14 protein-coding genes are annotated in these 15925 nt (G+C 67.0%); 9 read left to right on the plus strand and 5 right to left on the minus strand.

Annotated features, from left to right (window positions below; genetic code table 11):
• Positions 1-180: 180 nt before the first annotated feature.
• Positions 181-1200, minus strand: a complete 1020-nt coding sequence (locus tag EGT50_RS13880) for a beta-ketoacyl-ACP synthase III (protein WP_127955228.1) — start codon at positions 1198-1200, stop codon at positions 181-183.
• Positions 1201-1592: 392 nt separating this feature from the next.
• Here EGT50_RS13880 and EGT50_RS13885 point away from each other — a divergent pair, with 392 nt between their 5' ends.
• The 3 genes from EGT50_RS13885 (at position 1593) to EGT50_RS13895 (ending at position 5307) form a co-directional block, all read left to right on the plus strand.
• Positions 1593-2723 carry a DUF4185 domain-containing protein gene (locus tag EGT50_RS13885; protein WP_127955229.1) on the plus strand — a complete coding sequence of 377 codons (1131 nt, stop codon included), beginning with the start codon at positions 1593-1595 and terminating at the stop codon, positions 2721-2723.
• Positions 2724-2748: 25 nt separating this feature from the next.
• Complete coding sequence (locus EGT50_RS13890) at positions 2749-3372, plus strand: class I SAM-dependent methyltransferase (protein ID WP_127955230.1); 624 nt, start codon at positions 2749-2751, stop codon at positions 3370-3372.
• 99 nt (positions 3373-3471) lie between these two features.
• On the plus strand, positions 3472-5307 hold the full coding sequence (locus EGT50_RS13895) for an acyl-CoA dehydrogenase (protein ID WP_127955231.1): 1836 nt from the start codon (positions 3472-3474) through the stop codon (positions 5305-5307).
• 96 nt (positions 5308-5403) lie between these two features.
• Here the strand turns inward: EGT50_RS13895 and EGT50_RS13900 are convergent, their stop codons facing one another.
• Positions 5404-7461 (minus strand): VanW family protein, encoded by a 2058-nt coding sequence (locus EGT50_RS13900; RefSeq protein WP_127955232.1) that lies wholly within the window; start codon positions 7459-7461, stop codon positions 5404-5406.
• Positions 7462-7777: 316 nt separating this feature from the next.
• On the minus strand, positions 7778-9115 hold the full coding sequence (locus EGT50_RS13905; protein ID WP_127955233.1) for an acetyl-CoA C-acetyltransferase: 1338 nt from the start codon (positions 9113-9115) through the stop codon (positions 7778-7780).
• Between the two features lie 145 nt (positions 9116-9260).
• Here EGT50_RS13905 and EGT50_RS13910 point away from each other — a divergent pair, with 145 nt between their 5' ends.
• The 3 genes from EGT50_RS13910 (at position 9261) to EGT50_RS13920 (ending at position 11989) form a co-directional block, all read left to right on the plus strand.
• Positions 9261-10607 (plus strand): 3-oxoacyl-ACP reductase, encoded by a 1347-nt coding sequence (locus EGT50_RS13910; RefSeq protein WP_127955234.1) that lies wholly within the window; start codon positions 9261-9263, stop codon positions 10605-10607.
• Positions 10607-11479, plus strand: a complete 873-nt coding sequence (locus EGT50_RS13915) for a MaoC/PaaZ C-terminal domain-containing protein (protein WP_127955317.1) — start codon at positions 10607-10609, stop codon at positions 11477-11479. Before EGT50_RS13910 ends, EGT50_RS13915 begins: the two co-directional genes overlap by 1 nt.
• Positions 11480-11698: 219 nt before the next feature.
• On the plus strand, positions 11699-11989 hold the full coding sequence (locus EGT50_RS13920) for a WhiB family transcriptional regulator (protein ID WP_127955235.1): 291 nt from the start codon (positions 11699-11701) through the stop codon (positions 11987-11989).
• Positions 11990-12015: 26 nt separating this feature from the next.
• On the opposite strand, the gene EGT50_RS13925 is transcribed toward EGT50_RS13920, so the two are convergent.
• Positions 12016-12612: a TetR/AcrR family transcriptional regulator gene (locus tag EGT50_RS13925; protein ID WP_127955236.1), complete on the minus strand. Its 597-nt coding sequence runs from the start codon at positions 12610-12612 to the stop codon at positions 12016-12018.
• A gap of 84 nt (positions 12613-12696) precedes the next feature.
• On the minus strand, positions 12697-13878 hold the full coding sequence (locus EGT50_RS13930; protein ID WP_127955237.1) for a glycoside hydrolase family 3 N-terminal domain-containing protein: 1182 nt from the start codon (positions 13876-13878) through the stop codon (positions 12697-12699).
• Positions 13879-14009: 131 nt separating this feature from the next.
• Here EGT50_RS13930 and EGT50_RS13935 point away from each other — a divergent pair, with 131 nt between their 5' ends.
• Genes EGT50_RS13935 through EGT50_RS13945 form a run of 3 tightly spaced genes read left to right on the plus strand, consistent with a single transcriptional unit; the run spans position 14010 to position 15896 of the window.
• Positions 14010-14477: a universal stress protein gene (locus tag EGT50_RS13935; protein ID WP_127955238.1), complete on the plus strand. Its 468-nt coding sequence runs from the start codon at positions 14010-14012 to the stop codon at positions 14475-14477.
• A 54-nt stretch (positions 14478-14531) separates the two neighbouring features.
• On the plus strand, positions 14532-15704 hold the full coding sequence (locus tag EGT50_RS13940; protein WP_127955239.1) for an isochorismate synthase: 1173 nt from the start codon (positions 14532-14534) through the stop codon (positions 15702-15704).
• A gap of 18 nt (positions 15705-15722) precedes the next feature.
• Positions 15723-15896: a DUF2613 domain-containing protein gene (locus EGT50_RS13945; protein ID WP_127955240.1), complete on the plus strand. Its 174-nt coding sequence runs from the start codon at positions 15723-15725 to the stop codon at positions 15894-15896.
• Positions 15897-15925 lie beyond the last annotated feature (29 nt).

Raw genomic sequence — 15925 nt, forward strand, 5'->3', positions numbered from 1 at the left:
CGCGGCGGCAATGGTAGCTGTCACGTGCCGAACGATTGTGGTCCCGGACGGCAGAGCCCGGACGACGGTGCCCCTGAAAGGCAGTGTCCGTGAAAGGCAGCGACCGTGAAAGGCAGCGACCGTGAAAAACGACGGGCCCGCTCGCGGCGCGAGCGGGCCCGTCCAAGGTATTCGGCGACGTCAGTCCTGGGCGAGCGGCGGCAGCGTCACGACCTGACCCGCGTAGGACAGGCCAGCTCCGAAGCCGATCAGCAGCGCCAGGTCGCCGGGCTTCGCCTTACCCGTGCGGAGCACTTCCTCCATCCCCAGCGGAACCGACGCGGCCGAGGTGTTGCCGGTCTCGGCAATGTCGTCGGACACCGCAACCGACTCGGGCAGCTTGATCTGACGCGCGATGACCTCGTTGATACGACCGTTCGCCTGGTGCGGGATGAACGCGCCCAGGTCCTCGAGCTCGACACCGGCGCGCTCGACGGCCTGCGTGGCAACCTTGCCCATCTCGAACGCCGCCCAGCGGAAGACGGTGGTGCCATCCATCCGGATCCACGGACCACCGTTCGACTGATCCACCCGGAACTCGGCCCAGTCCGGCTCCTGGCGGATCGCGTGCGCCTGTGAGCCGTCCGAGCCCCACACGACCGGGCCGATTCCCGGAACGTCACTCGGTCCGACAACGGCCGCGCCGGCTCCGTCGGCGAAGATGAACCGCACGCTGCGGTCCGTCGGCTCGGTGCTGTCGCTCATGCGCTCGGAGCCGATCACGAGCACATAGTCCTCGGTTCCGACGCGGACCATGTCGGACGCGACGGCCAGCGCGTAGGAGAAGCCGGCGCAACCGGCGGTCACGTCGAACGCCGACGAACCACCCGTACCGAGCGCGTCCGCGACGAGCGACGCGCACTGCGGCGTGTTCAGCGGATAGGTGGAGCTGGCGACGATCACCGCGCCGATCTGCTCACCGGTGAGGCCGCTGACCTCGAGGGCCTTGCGGCCGGAGGCGATGGACATCGCGAGCACCGTTTCCTCGTCGCTGGCGAAGCGGCGGTTCTTGATGCCCGAACGGGACTGGATCCACTCGTCGTTGGAGTCGATGGTCTGACAGATCTCTTCGTTGCTGACGACCCGCTCCGGGCGGTAAACCCCCAGCCCGAGGATGGCGGACTGCCTGAGCTCGGTGGAGTTCGAGATCTGCGCACCCATGTTTGGTCTCCTCTGCATCCAAATTCTGCGGCGCGTGGCGCCTCGGGACAGAGCCCGCGCGGCTCTGTCTATCACAACACGGTACTTCGCAAATCGGGCCCGCACTGTTACTTGGACAACGAAGTCTCCCGCGGCACATGTCACTGTCGCCCGGCCGATCGCCGCGCTACCACAGGGTACAGGCCACGCGATCGATCGCGGCAAATCACGTGTTCGAGCATTCCTACGTCCATTTCGGACAATTCCAAAACGGAAAATGACGATCTCGTAAATGCCTTCGTTACTTCTCGTGGAAATCACCGCTCACAGCTAGCCTATTACGCGCGCCGGAATGCGGTCGAAGCGGCCAGAATTCGGTCAAACCTCCAGGAACACGCCGTTTTCCGACACCGATGGGAACATCCGTGAAACGAAACCGAGTTCAGTCCGCCATTGCGGTCCTGATATGCGCCTCCGCCCCCGCTCTCACCTTCTCCGCACCAGTTAGCGCCAATCCGAACTCGGTCAATCCGATTCCCGTCCTCAACGGGACGAACGGGGTGCCGGTGCTGCCTGGACGCAGTCAGGCTGTCGCACAGGTGACCGGCCTGCTGAGCGCCAACCGGACCCAGGACTACAACGTGCTCGGCACCGACCTCGGGATCATGTGGGACAACGGAAACGGGCAGGTCCTCACCGCCTTCGGCGACACCGCCGGCCTCGGCATCCCCAACCTGCTGAACGGCAGCCTGTGGTCGTGGCGCAGCAGCATCCTCGTGCGTAGCTCCGATGGCTTCCTTGCCGACGGCATGACCTTCGACAGCACACCGCTGGACATCGTCGGCCAGTCGAAGGAACTGATACCCAGCCCGAAGATTCCGTTCGTCGAGATCAGCCGAATTCCGACCGCGGGCATTGCCGTCGACGGGGTGCAATACATGAGCATGATGTCGGTGAAGAACTGGGGCGAGCCCGGCCATTGGGAGACGAACTACTCGAGCCTGGCCTTCTCGACCGACAACGGAGAGAACTGGATCGAGGCCACCGAGACGCGCCGCCCCCCGGAGGGCGGTAACCGCAACTTCCAGATGGGCGCCTTCATGAAGGACGGCGGATTCGTCTATCAGTACGGCACACCTGCGGGCCGAGGCGGCCTCGTCTACCTGACACGCGTTCCCGAACAGAAGATCCGCGACCTCGGGGCGTACGAGTACTGGGACGGTGGCAAGTGGATACCCGAGAACCCCGACGCGGCGGCTCCGATCGTCTTCGGCGGCGTAGGTGAGCTGTCCGTGCAGTACAACGAGTTCCTCGGGCAGTACCTGATGCTCACCACCGACTGGCGCAACTCCGTCGTGATGCGTCGCGCGCCGGAGCCCACCGGGCCGTGGAGTGCCCCCGAGGTGCTGATCGACGCCAACGAACTCCCGACCATGTACGGCGCATACGTCCACCCGTGGTCGTCGGGCCCTGATCTCTACTTCCTCACCACCGTGCACAGCAACTACAACGTCCTGCTCATGCGTACGACGCTGCACCCGTGACTCGGGTCGCCGTAGCGTCGTCTCCATGGATGCGCGGGAGTGGGACGAACGGTATTCACAGACCGACATGGCCTGGGGTGCGCCACCGAACCCTGTGGTCGTGGAGTTCGTGACGTCACTGCCCGCCGGTCGGGCGCTGGACCTCGCGTGCGGGGAGGGCCGACATGCGCTGTGGCTGGCGACACGAGGGTGGCAGACCACCGGGGTCGACTTCTCGTCGGTGGCGGTGGCGAGGGCGCTACAGATAGCTGCGCAGGCGCCGCGTTCGGTACGCGAGCGCCTCAGCTACGCAGTCGACGACGTAACCACGACGATCGCCCTGGACGGTCGCGTGAAATACGACCTGATCCTCATGCTCCACGTCCACGTCGAACCGGCTCGGCACCGCGCACTTGTGAGCCGAATCATCGACGCCCTCGAACCCGAGGGAATCCTCATAATTCTCGACCACGAGACGATGGACCACGCGCATGGCGCTGGTGGACTACCTGATCCCGAATTGCTCTATACACCAGCAGATTTAGCGGATGAAGTCGATGGGCGACTCGACGTGGCGGTGGCAGAACGGCGCTATCGGGACACCGACGGCGGAACAGCGATCGACGCGCTCCTGGTCGCGCGCAGGCCCGTATCTTGGCAGCTAACTTAATCTTGAGTAATATCGGGTAAGTTACCGACGAGTAGCTACTTGGGCGGTACTCGACGGAAAGACAGACCGCACCAACGGAGTGCACTTCAGGGAGAGAAGATGGGCCACTACAAGAGCAACGTCCGCGACCTCGAATTCAACCTCTTCGAGGTATTGGGCCTGGACAAGCCGCTGAGCGAGGGCGTGTGGGGTGACCTCGACACCGAGACCGTCAAGGACATGCTGTCCGAGGTCGCACGTCTCGCGGAGGGCCCGCTCGGTGAGGCCTTCGCCGACGCCGACCGCAACCCGCCGGTCTACGACCCCGAGAAGTTCGAGGCGACCCTCCCGGAGTCGTTCAAGAAGTCGTTCAAGGCGATGTGGGACGCCGAGTGGTACCGGATGGGCCTGAGCGAGGAGATCGGCGGCGTGCCGGTCCCCCGCACCATCGTGTGGGCCATCGCCGAGATGCTGCTCGGCGCGCAGCCCGGCGCCTTCATGTTCGGCGCCGGCCCGTCGTTCGCGAACGTCCTCTACAACAACGGCACCGACGAGCAGAAGAAGTGGGCCGCCACCCTCGTCGAGCGCGGCTGGGGCGCCACGATGGTGCTCACCGAGCCCGACGCTGGTTCGGACGTCGGTGCGGGACGCACCAAGGCCATCCAGCAGGCGGACGGTACGTGGCACATCGAGGGCGTCAAGCGCTTCATCACCTCGGCCACGTCGGACGACCTGTTCGAGAACATCTTCCACCTCGTCCTCGCTCGCCCCGAGGGCGCCGGCCCGGGTACCAAGGGCCTCTCCCTGTTCTTCGTCCCCAAGTTCCACTTCGACTTCGAGAAGAACGAACTCGGCGAGCGCAACGGTGTGTTCGTCACCAACGTCGAGCACAAGATGGGTCTGAAGGTTTCGACGACCTGCGAGCTCACCTTCGGTGGTCACGGCACCCCGGCTGTCGGCTGGCTCGTCGGCGAGGTCCACGACGGCATCGCGCAGATGTTCGACGTCATCGAGCACGCCCGCATGATGGTCGGCACCAAGGCCATTTCGACCCTGTCGACGGGCTACCTCAACGCGCTCGACTACGCCAAGCAGCGCGTCCAGGGCTCTGACCTGACGCAGATGACCGACAAGACCGCGCCGCGCGTCACGATCACCCACCACCCCGACGTGCGCCGCAGCCTGGCGCTGCAGAAGGCGTACGCCGAGGGCCTGCGCGCGGTGTACCTGTACACCTCCGCGCACCAGGATCCGGAAATGGCGAAGCTGGTGTCGGGCGCCGACGAGCAGATGGCGCACCGGGTCAACGACCTGCTGCTCCCGATCGTCAAGGGTGTCGGCTCCGAGCGCGCCTACCAGTACCTGGCCGAGAGCCTGCAGACCCTGGGTGGCTCGGGCTTCCTGCAGGACTACCCGATCGAGCAGTACATCCGCGACTCGAAGATCGACTCGCTCTACGAGGGCACCACCGCCATCCAGGCGCAGGACTTCTTCTTCCGCAAGATCGCCCGTGACCGCGGCGTCGCGCTGGCCCACGTCGCCGGCGAGGTCAAGAAGTTCGTCGACAGCGAGGCCGGCAACGGTCGTCTCAAGGCCGAGCGCGCCCTGCTGTCGACGGCGCTCGAGGACGTCCAGGCGATGGCCGCCACCCTCACCGGCCACCTCATGGGGGCTCAGGAGCAGCCCACCGAGCTGTACAAGGTCGGCCTCGGTTCGGTCCGCTTCCTGATGTCCGTCGGTGACCTGCTCATCGGCTGGCTGCTGCTGCGCCAGTCCGAGATCGCGATCAAGGCTCTCGACGAGGGAGCGTCGAACAAGGACAAGGCGTTCTACGAGGGCAAGATCGCGACAGCGTCGTTCTTCGCGAAGAACGTCCTGCCCGAGCTGACCGCGACCCGCACCATCCTGTCGCACCTCGACAACGACATCATGGAGCTGGACGAGGCAGCGTTCTGAGTCTCCGATGACGAGAGCCCCCGTGCGGTTACGCACGGGGGCTCTTTCTGTTGGGAGCTGCACTACATTGTGTCGGGGAGCGACGCTACGGCCGGATCAGCCGCCCCGACGGGACCGTGGCTGGTCCCTTTCGTCGTCGTCAGAGGGCTTCTCTTCCGGCTCGTCCGACACACAATGGACGATCGGTATCGGGTCGTACCGGACGGTCCGGGTGTTGCTGGAGATCTGTGCCCCGGTCTTTGCGTCGGTGATGATCCGGGTGTCACTGACCGTGAATCCCTGTCCGCCGCCGGACGGCACGCAGTCCGGGCCCTCGGGGAGCGTAATGGTTTCCGGCGACGTGAAGTTGGAGCGGTCGCCTGTCACCGATTGGACGTCGACGGTTTTGGTCCCCCACAGTCGCACCGTGATGTCCGAGTTGGTGCCGATGGTCTGGATCACCACTCCGGTGTCCGCGGGGTTGCGGAACTTCAGATCGATGACGCCGTCGAACACCGTGGCCTCCCGGGCTGCCGGGTAGCGAGAGATGTAGTAGCTGTGCTCGGTGTGTTCGACGTCGTCCATGCCGGCGAAGTAGGCGGCGTTGTAGAGAGTCGTCGCGAGCTGGCTGATCCCCCCACCGATCGCGGTATCGGGGCGACCGTAGTTGATGATGCCGGAGTCGATGTAGCCCTCCGCCGCGCCGCGCGGACCGGTGTAGCCGTTGAGCGAGAACGTTTCTCCCGGCTTGACGATCGCGTCGTCGATCTCGCTGGCAGCCAGCCGTATGTTGACGCCTGACGCCCACGAGAAGCCGCCGGTGGTGTACTCGCCGATCACCTCACGGATCCCGAGTGCCTCGGCGCCCTCGGTCGTCAGCTCCGGCTCGGCGGACTCGTAGATCGCGGGAGTGGTGCGGGCGTCGGGCGCGACGAGCAGCGTCGGCAGCGGCTCAAGCGTCCTGGGCCACTGCACCTTCTCACCGGTGACCGAGGGAACCACTTGTGGCGAGCCGCTCGCGAGACTGATCTGCGCATCCTTCGACTCGGTCTCGGTGCTCGCCAATTGCGGAGCGAGGATCTCGGCGGCTGCCTCCAGGTTGTACTGCGGCGACAGCCCGCCCTCGCCGTCGGGCACGAAGCTCAGCACGGCGCCGATCTGATCGCGCGGCAGCGTCGCCGCCGCACCGTCCTTGCCGGTCACCACGACGTCCGACGCTGCGGCGGGAGCCGCGACGTCGCGGATGGCGGCGTCCACTCCGGACTGCGTAACGGTGACCTCGACGACATCTACCGGCAGATCGACGACCCCGCCGAGGAACCACTCGTCGACGAAGGTGTCCTTGGCCTCGTCCACCCGCAAGTTCTGTCCGGCCTCCGGCGCGACGGGCTCGACCTTTGCGCCATCGAACACGACGTCGCCTTCGCGTGGCGCCCGGTCGCTCTCCCCCTGGACACCGGCGATTGCCTGCGACAGCGCGGCGTCGTCGACCGTCGAGGCGACGCCGATCTCCCGGGTGGTGAACAGCGACGCCAGTCTGGTGAACGGATTCACCGGTTGATCTCCCACCCGATCCAGGGTGGCCTGCCAGTCGATCGTCACCCCGGCCTGAGCGGGCACGACCGACGCGTCGGTGGTTCCGGCGCGCACCGGCACCGGACGCTCCACTCGCGGACCGACCTCGGCGCGCAGCATCTCCTCGGCGGCCGCGGGACTCTGGCCCCCGATCCCGACCCCCGCGACGGTAGTCCCGCGCGGCACCCGGTCGGCCGAGGTCACCAAGTCGACCGTGTACAAGATCGCACCGACCGCCGCGACACCGCCTGCGACGGCCGCATACTTCATCCAACGCGGCCGCTCGGTGGCCGCGCCGGCAGGCGTGCCCGGGTCCACGTCGCCCGACGGTTCGGGGTCCGCCTTCTCCGTGGGTTCGGGCGTGCCCCCCGATACTGTGGGGATCGCCACTGTGGGGATCGCCTCGGTAGGCGCTTCGGCGTCCGCATCGGCTCCCGGGTCCGGATCGGCTCCTGGATCCGGATCGGCTACTGGATCCGTGCCGGCGGGGTCCGGGGTCTCGGAGGGAACAACGGCCATCATTTTGGTCGTGTTCTCGTCCGGATCCGGATTCTCCAAAGGGCGCTCTTGGTCCTCAGCGCCGCCGCGCTCGTCACTCATCAAGTAGGGCTCCTGCCGAATCGGCACCTTGCGGGACCGTCGCTAAGTGTTCGTCCCACTCATGTTCTCTGTTCGTCCCACTCAGGGTAGTGGGGACGGATGACCATATCGGACGCCGGATCTGCGATTCTGCGCACCACCGAACCGAGTCGGGGACGACTGGGTCGAGCAGGCACAGCGGCACCGTGTCGTTGCCAGGTCGGGGGTCCGGTAACGACACGGTGCCAACTGGAATATCACTCCCACGCGGACAGCGTTACAAGTCGATTCAAGATCGGTCAGGTTTGTCCGATCCGGCCGTTTTGTCCCCGGTAGATCAGACCTCGACGATCGCGGTCACGCCCTGGCCACCGGCCGCGCAGATCGAGATCAGGCCACGGCCCGAGCCCTTCTCTGCCAACATCTTGGCCAACGACGCGACGATCCGACCACCAGTGGCCGCGAACGGATGCCCCGCCGCGAGCGATGAACCGTTGATATTGAGCTTGCTGCGGTCGATCGAGCCGAGCGCACCGTCGAGCCCCAGCCGTTCCTTGCAGTACTCGTCGGACTCCCACGCCTGCATGGTCGCCAGGACCACCGACGCGAAGGCCTCGTGGATCTCGTAGAAGTCGAAGTCCTGCAGCGTGAGACCGTTGCGGGCGAGCAGACGAGGCACCGCGTACGTGGGCGCCATGAGCAGACCGTCGCCGCCGTGGATGTAGTCGACGGCGGCGGTCTCGGAATCCACCAGATGCGCGAGCACCGGCAGGCTCCGCTCGGCCGCCCACTCGTCGGTGGACAGCAGCACCGCGGACGCGCCGTCGGTGAGCGGGGTGGAGTTGCCGGCCGTCATCGTCGCGTCGCCGAGCTTGGTACCGAATACCGGCTTCAACGTCGCAAGTTTGTCGACAGTGGAGCCAGGGCGCAGGTTGTCGTCGCGGGTCAGCCCGAGGAACGGTGTGACGAGGTCATCGAAGAAGCCGCGATCATAGGCCGCAGCCATGTTGCGGTGGCTCGCCACCGCCAACTCGTCCTGGTCCTCGCGGCGGATGCCGAATTCCTTGGCGGTGATCGCGGCGTGCTCACCCATCGACAGGCCGGTGCGGGGCTCACCGTTGCGCGGGATCTCGATACCGAGCATGGACGGGCGCACCTGGCCGAACAGCTTGACCCGGTCGGCTGTCGAACGGGCCCGGTTGACCGACAGCAGGAACTCGCGCAGCTCGTCGTTCACGCCGATCGGTGCGTCCGACGTCGTGTCGACGCCGCCGCCGACACCCGCCTCGATGCGTCCGGCGGCGATGGCGTCCCCGACCGCGACGATCGACTGCAGGCCCGTGCCGCACGCCTGTTGCAGGTCGTACGCCGGGGTGTAGGGGCTCAGGGCGCTGCCGAGCACGCACTCGCGCATCAGATTGAAGTCCCGGCTGTGCTTGAGCACCGCACCACCGGCGACCATGCCCAACCGCTCGTCCTGCAGACCGAACCGGCTCACGAGGCCGTCGAGGGTCGCGGTGAACATGTCCTGGTTGGATGCCCGCGCATAGGCGCGGTCCGAGCGTGCGAACGGGATCCGGTTGCCGCCGACGATGGCGACAGGGCGAAGCTGCCGACCGCTGGACTTACGTGCGGGTGCCGGCTTCTTGCTGCGGGTACGGGCTTTGCTTGTCACGTCGGTCTCCATGAGAAGGGGCAGGGTTCAATCAGCTTTGTGCACTCGACATTGAACTTACTCCAGAGTAAGTTCAATGTCGATACCGCACCTGATGTAGCGGGTGCCGGACCAGCGACAACGCAATCGACAAAGAAGGTGGACCGTGGCAGCCAGCAAGGGCGCTCCCGACCTCTACTCGCAGTTCCTCTCGTCCGTGCCGGGCGCATTCATCGCCAAACAGACCGGGTTGCCGCAGCCGGAAAAGCTGCGCCGGTACAAGGCGGGCGAACCGCCGCTCGCCGGACCGATTCTCCTCGGCGGCAAGGGCCGGCTCGTCGAGCCGATCCGGGAGCTCCTGTCGGACTACCCGACCGCACAGCCGCACGACGATCGCTACGGCGCCCTGGTGTTCGACGCGACCGGCATCGGTCAGGTCAGCGAACTGGCGCAGCTCTTCGAGTTCTTCCAGCCGGTCATCCGCAACCTCACCGCGTGCGCGCGCGTCGTGGTGCTCGGCACCACGCCCGAGTCGGCGTCCAGTGTCGACGAGCAGATCGCCCAGCGTGCTCTCGAAGGCTTCACCCGAAGTGTCGGCAAGGAGATCAAGCACGGTTCCACCGCGCAGCTGGTGTACGTCTCGCCCGACGCGGCACCGGGCCTTTCCGGCCTCGAATCGACGCTGCGCTTCCTGCTCTCAGCCAAGTCCGCGTTCGTCGACGGCCAGGTCATCCGCATCGGCGCCGAGGACGCCGTCGCCCCGGCCAACTGGGATCGTCCGCTCGAAGGCAAGGTGGCCGTGGTGACCGGCGCGGCACGTGGCATCGGTGCCACCATCGCCGAGGTGCTCTCCCGTGACGGCGCTCAGGTCGTGTGCGCCGACATCCCGGCCGCCGGCCAGCCGCTGTCGGAGACCGCGAACAAGGTTGGCGGCACGTCACTTGCCCTCGACGTCACCGCTGCCGACGCCGCCGACAAGCTCGCCGATCACCTGACCGAACGTCACGGCGGCGTCGACATCATCGTCCACAACGCCGGCATCACCCGCGACAAGACGCTCGCGAACATGGACGAGGGCCGCTGGAACAGCGTCATTGGGGTCAATCTCCTTGCCCCGCAGAAGATCACCGATGCTCTGGTCACGAAGGGTGTCCTGCGCGAGGGCGGCCGGGTGATCGACGTGTCGTCCATCGCCGGTATCGCCGGCAACCGCGGGCAGACCAACTACGGCACCTCGAAGGCGGGCGTCATCGGGCTGGTGCAGGCCACCGCACCCGTCCTGGCCGAGAAGAAGATCACGATCAACGCGGTCGCACCCGGCTTCATCGAGACCGCCATGACCGCGGCGATCCCGTTCGCCACCCGCGAGGCCGGCCGTCGCATGAGCTCGCTGCTCCAGGGTGGAGAGACCGTCGACGTTGCCGAGACGGTCGCGTACTTCGCGAGTCCCGCGTCGAGCGCCGTCACCGGCCAGATCGTGCGGGTGTGCGGCCAGTCCCTCCTGGGCGCATGATGACCGGCCGCAAGGACACGCTCGTGCAGTTGCGCGAGCAGCCCAGCACCCTCGACAACTACACGCGAGCGGCGTTCAGCACGCTGCCGTTCGTGAAGCCGTCAGGCCGGCGAAGCCTGCCGAAGGACACGCTGGCACTCTCCGGCCTGCACGTCGACCACGACAACCTCGCCACGTACACGAAGGTGTGCGGCCTGCGGTTCGGCGACACCCTCCCGATCACGTACCCGTTCACGCTCGTGTTCCCGACCGTGATGCGTTTGCTCACCTCACGCGAGTTCCCCTTCCCCGCAATCGGTTCCGTTCACACGGACAACCTGATCGAGCAGCATCGCCCGATCTCGGTGAGCGAACCCTTGGACCTGAAGGTCCACGCCGAGAACATGCGACCACACCCGAAGGGCACTCAGGTGGACCTGGTCAGCGAGGTGTCGGTGGGCCGCGAACTCGTGTGGCGGCAGGTGAGCTCGTTCCTGAAGATGCACCCCACAGGCGCACCGAAGGAGCCCAAGGCCGAACACGCTGAGGAGGTCCCACCGCCGCCCACACGCACCCTGAGGGTGGATCAGAAGACCATCGGTCGATACGCGGCGGTGTCGGGCGACCGCAACCCGATCCACATCTCGTCGCTCGGTGCCAAGGTGTTCGGGTTCCCCGGCACCATCGCACACGGCATGTGGAGTGCCGCCGCCGCGCTGCAGCCCCTCGAGGGACGCCTGCCGGCCGCGGTGACCTACGCCGTCCGGTTCGGCAAGCCGATCGTGCTCCCCGCGACGGTGAACCTGTACACCGACCCGACACCCGACGGGTGGGATGTCGCGTTGAAGAATCCCAAGAAGGGATACCCGCACCTGACCGCGACGGTGCGCTAGCAGACGGGCCGCGGCGGAAGGGGTTCCGCCGCGGCCTGTGCCCTCGCTCCTAGCAGCCTCGTGTCCGACGAACTGCCGGATGCCGGTGGAAATCGTGTCCGGCTCGACCAGTTCGGACACCCGAGCCGGGCGCCGGGTGTCGTCCTCGTTAGACTCCGCAGGTGGCGCATTTTCCTGCGCCCGACCCGGCGGTCCACGAACCTTCACGAGGAGCATTCGATGACCGGCACCGCACCGACCCTCGCCCCCCTTGCCGATACCTGGGAATGGCAGCAGCACGGTCGCTGTCAGGGCATGGACGCATCGATCTTCTTCCCACCCACGGGCGAACGGGGTAGCGCCCGCACAGTGCGTGAACGGCGCGCCAAAGCGATCTGCAACTCCTGTCCGGTCATGGCCACGTGCCTCGCCCACTCGCTGGCGGTGCCGGAACCGTTCGGCGTGTGGGGTGGCATGAGCGAGTCCGAGCGCGCGTACTTGCTGCGTGGACGCCGGCGACGGGCGGCCTGACCACACCCGTCGGTCAGAGTCTCGGGCTACTTCTTCTTGCCGCCCGCCAGACCGCGCCAGGCGAGCTTGTCGAGCAGCTCGACAGCGGCGTCGACGTCGATCTCGCCGCCGGCCACCCGGTCAGCGACGGCCTCCCCCGCCCCGACGAGTGCGACCGCCATGATCGAGAAGTCGGTGCCCGGTTCCGGGTCCTTGGTGCTCGACTCGAGCAGCTTCTCCGTCAGTTCGATCAACCGGTCGCGGCTGTTGCCGACCTGAGATGCGAATGCCTGCTGACCGATCGCCTGCCGGTAGAGCACCATCCACGAACTTCGGTGCTCGTCGACGAACCCCAGGAAGCCGGTGAGCGCAGCGCGTAGCTGCTCGCGTGGCGGCAGGTCGGGATCGCCCGCAGGGGAAATGGCCTCGACGAAACGCTGGCCCTCCCGGTGGATGCACGACGCGAACAACTCGTCCTTGGACCCGTAGTAGAGGTACAGCATCGGCTTGGAGATGTTCGCCTTCGCCGCGATCGAATCCATTGACGCGTCGTGAAACCCGTTGTCGGAGAACACCTCGACGGCGGCGTCGAGCATCTGCTGCTCACGCACCGCCCTGGGCAGGCGCTTGGTGCCACCAGCCATAGTTCCTCCAACCGCAGGTAAGGATCGTTATCTTACTCGATAGTCAGAAGATCTGCGGTCGACCTGCGATGCGACCCGACCCTCTCAACACGTCACGGCCCCCTTCTCACGCGCCACCGTCAGCACCGATGAATCGACCTGCGACGCCGGCAGACGGCCCGAAGCGACCGCTTGCTCGAGGTGGTCCAGGACCTGTGGGACCTCGTCGGTGGTGAGCCACAGCGCAACCGTTACCCCCGACGACAGTGCCTGCTCGACGGCTTGGGCGATGTCGAACCGGTCGGTGATCGCCCGCATCCCACTGAGGTCGTCGGTGAAGATCGGCCCCGTGAACGGGGGCGCGCCGTAGCCGGTGCCGTCCCTGAGCAGCGACACCGCCTCAGGGCTCAAGCTCGCCGGCAGATCACCGGTCGTGAGACCGGGGACGTTCAGGTGCCCCAGCATGACCCCGACATCGGTGCCGACCAACGCCCGGTACGGGACCAGGTCGGACGCCTGCAGCTGGTCGAGGGGAGGTGTCGTCACGGCACCGGTATGCGAATCGCCCGACGCCGAGCCGTGGCCCGGGAAGTGCTTGATAACCGGCAGGATTCCGGCCGCACGCATGCCCCGCGCGTAGGCCTCCGCGTACGTCGTCACGACCTGCGGGTCGTCCGAGAAGGATCGGTCTCCGATGACCGCGTTGTCGGGTTGGCTGCTCACGTCGACGTCGGGCGCGAAGTTCACGGTGATCCCGATTCGCCGCAACTCGCGGCCCCGCTCGAGCGCCATCTCGTAAGCCTGCTCGGGCGTCATGGTTCGCGCGACTTCGCGGGCGGACGGGTCCGCGCCGAAGAGTTGGCCGACGCGCGAGACCCGCCCGCCCTCCTCGTCGATCGACACCATGAGCGGCACGGCACTCGCGTCCGCGACCGCCGCGATCTCGCCGTTTCCGAGCATCGTCTCGTCGGTCCAGCTGCCGATAAAGATGCCGCCGATCTGTTCGGACCTGACGACCTCGAGCGCGTCCGCGGTTCCCGTGACGCCGACCATGAGTAGCTGCGCGAGCTTCTGCCGCTCGGTGAGCGACGAGAGGAACGCCGGTCCGCACATCGCCGACCCGAAGGGCGACGCTGCCATCGGTGCGCTCGAGGTCTCCGATGCCGTCTGCGTCGGCGAGGGCGAGGTCGGTTGGGCAGTCGTCGTCGTGTCGGTCCCGGCCCCGGACGCGCAACCGGCCGCCAGTCCGGCGCACAGCGCGATGGCGAACGCATGTCGAATTCGCATGGACCCGACGGTAGCCGAGATCGATCCCTGCCAATCTCGGAACCGAGCGGGGCTGGTAATGGCAAGGTAATCTCGAAGACGGAAGGCCGAAGTCCGCCGAAGCGCGTCGTCCCGGATTCCAGGAGGTCACAGTGCCGGCAGATCTCATGCTCATCGCCTACGACGGCTCCGACAACTCCAAGCGTGCCATCGAGTACGCCGGTCGATTCCTCGCCGCGAAGCGCGCGGTAGTCGTCACCGTGTGGGAGCCGATGGTTCGGCAGGCCGCCCGCATGTCCGGACTGTCCGGGGTGATGCAGCCCGAGTGGGTTCCCGACGAGACGTCCGAGGACATCGCACTCACCGACGCGAAGTCCACCAACGAGGAGGGCGTGGACGTTGCCCTCCTCGCGGGCCTCAACGCCGAGGGCCGCTGCCGCGAGTCGACGACAGCGATCTGGGCGACGATCGTCGAGTGTGCCAACGAGCTCGACGCGGACATCATCGTGACCGGGACCCGCGGGACCACCGGGCTGCGATCACTGCTGCAGAGCAGTGTCGCCGACCACGTACTCCGGCACAGCCACCGTCCGGTGCTGATCGTCCCGCCGGGCAAGTAACGGCGCGCACCTCGCGGCGGCTAGTTCGGGCGCGCCGACTATCGTCGAAGCACCATGGACGGCTTCCTCCTCTCGCGCCCCACGCGCACACTTCGTACCGCCGGGGCGCGAGATCGATTCGACGACGCGGCCGACGCGGCCGACGCACTCGCCGCCGGACTGGCCGACCTGGTCGTCGGTGCACTGCCGTTCGATCCGAACGCGCCGGCCGCGCTCACCGCACCCGAGACGATGTCCTGGACGCCCGGGCCGTGGCGGCCGCAGACCGTCGCAGCATTGCCGACGGTCCGGGTCGACAACGAGATCCCCACTGCCACGGAACATGTCGCACGAATACAAGGACTCGTCGAGCGGCTGCGGAACGGGGACCTCGAGAAAGTCGTCGCCGCGCGGGCCGTGAGACTCGTCGCCGACACCCCGATCTCTCCCGAGGCACTGGTGGCGCGGTTGATCGCCCGGCACGAGACCGCCAACGGGTACGCGGTCGACCTCACCCCCGCAGGCGACGGGTATGTCGGACATACCCTCGTCGGCGCGAGTCCTGAAATCCTGCTCAGTCGGCGCGGCACCACCGTCACTTGTCATCCGCTGGCCGGATCGGCGCCCCGCCGCGCCGACCCCGCCGCCGATCGAGCCGAGGGTGAGGCCCTTCTCGCCTCCTCGAAGAACCTCACCGAACACGCCTACGTCGTCGACTGGATCCGGGACGTACTCGCGCCGCTGTGCACCGAGTTGGACGTCCCGTCGTCGCCGCAGCTGACCGGGACCCGGGAAGTGTGGCACCTGGACAGCCCCATCCGCGGGGAACTGCGTGACCCGTCCCTCCACTCGCTCGCCCTCGCCGGCCGACTTCATCCGACGCCGGCGGTGTGCGGGACCCCAACGGACCGCGCGCTCGAGACCATCCACGAGATCGAAGGCGATCGTCGTTTCTACGGCGGCGCCGTCGGGTGGTGCGACACGGCCGGCGACGGCGACTGGGTGGTGGCGATCCGGTGCGCGGAGATCGACGCCGACGGCACCACCGCGCTCGCATGGGCGGGGGGCGGAATCGTCGCGGGGTCCGATCCCGACGCCGAACTCGACGAGACGACCACCAAACTCGGCACGCTGCTCGGGACGCTCGGTGTGGACGTGCGCACCCGTGGCGCGGGCGGGTGGTACCTTGACCCGGATGTCACGAATGCACGAGTGGCCGACGCTCGACCACCGTGCCCGATGCCTTAGACCCATGGGAGATCCGAGATGGCGAAGTTCCTTGTCCCCGGCATTGCCGCCGCAGCGATCGGTGCACTCGTCGGCGCCGGAGCCGTGCTCGGAGGCACCGCGGCCATGGAGCAGAACACCCTTCCGACCGTCGACCGTGAGGGAAACGCCCCCTCCTCGCTTCTGAACCAGGTTGAGTACGGCAGCCGCTGAGCCCGCTCGAATCGCGCGTTCCCGCACTT

This window comes from Rhodococcus xishaensis, from assembly GCF_004011825.1.
GTDB classification, from domain to species: Bacteria; Actinomycetota; Actinomycetes; order Mycobacteriales; family Mycobacteriaceae; genus Prescottella; species Prescottella xishaensis.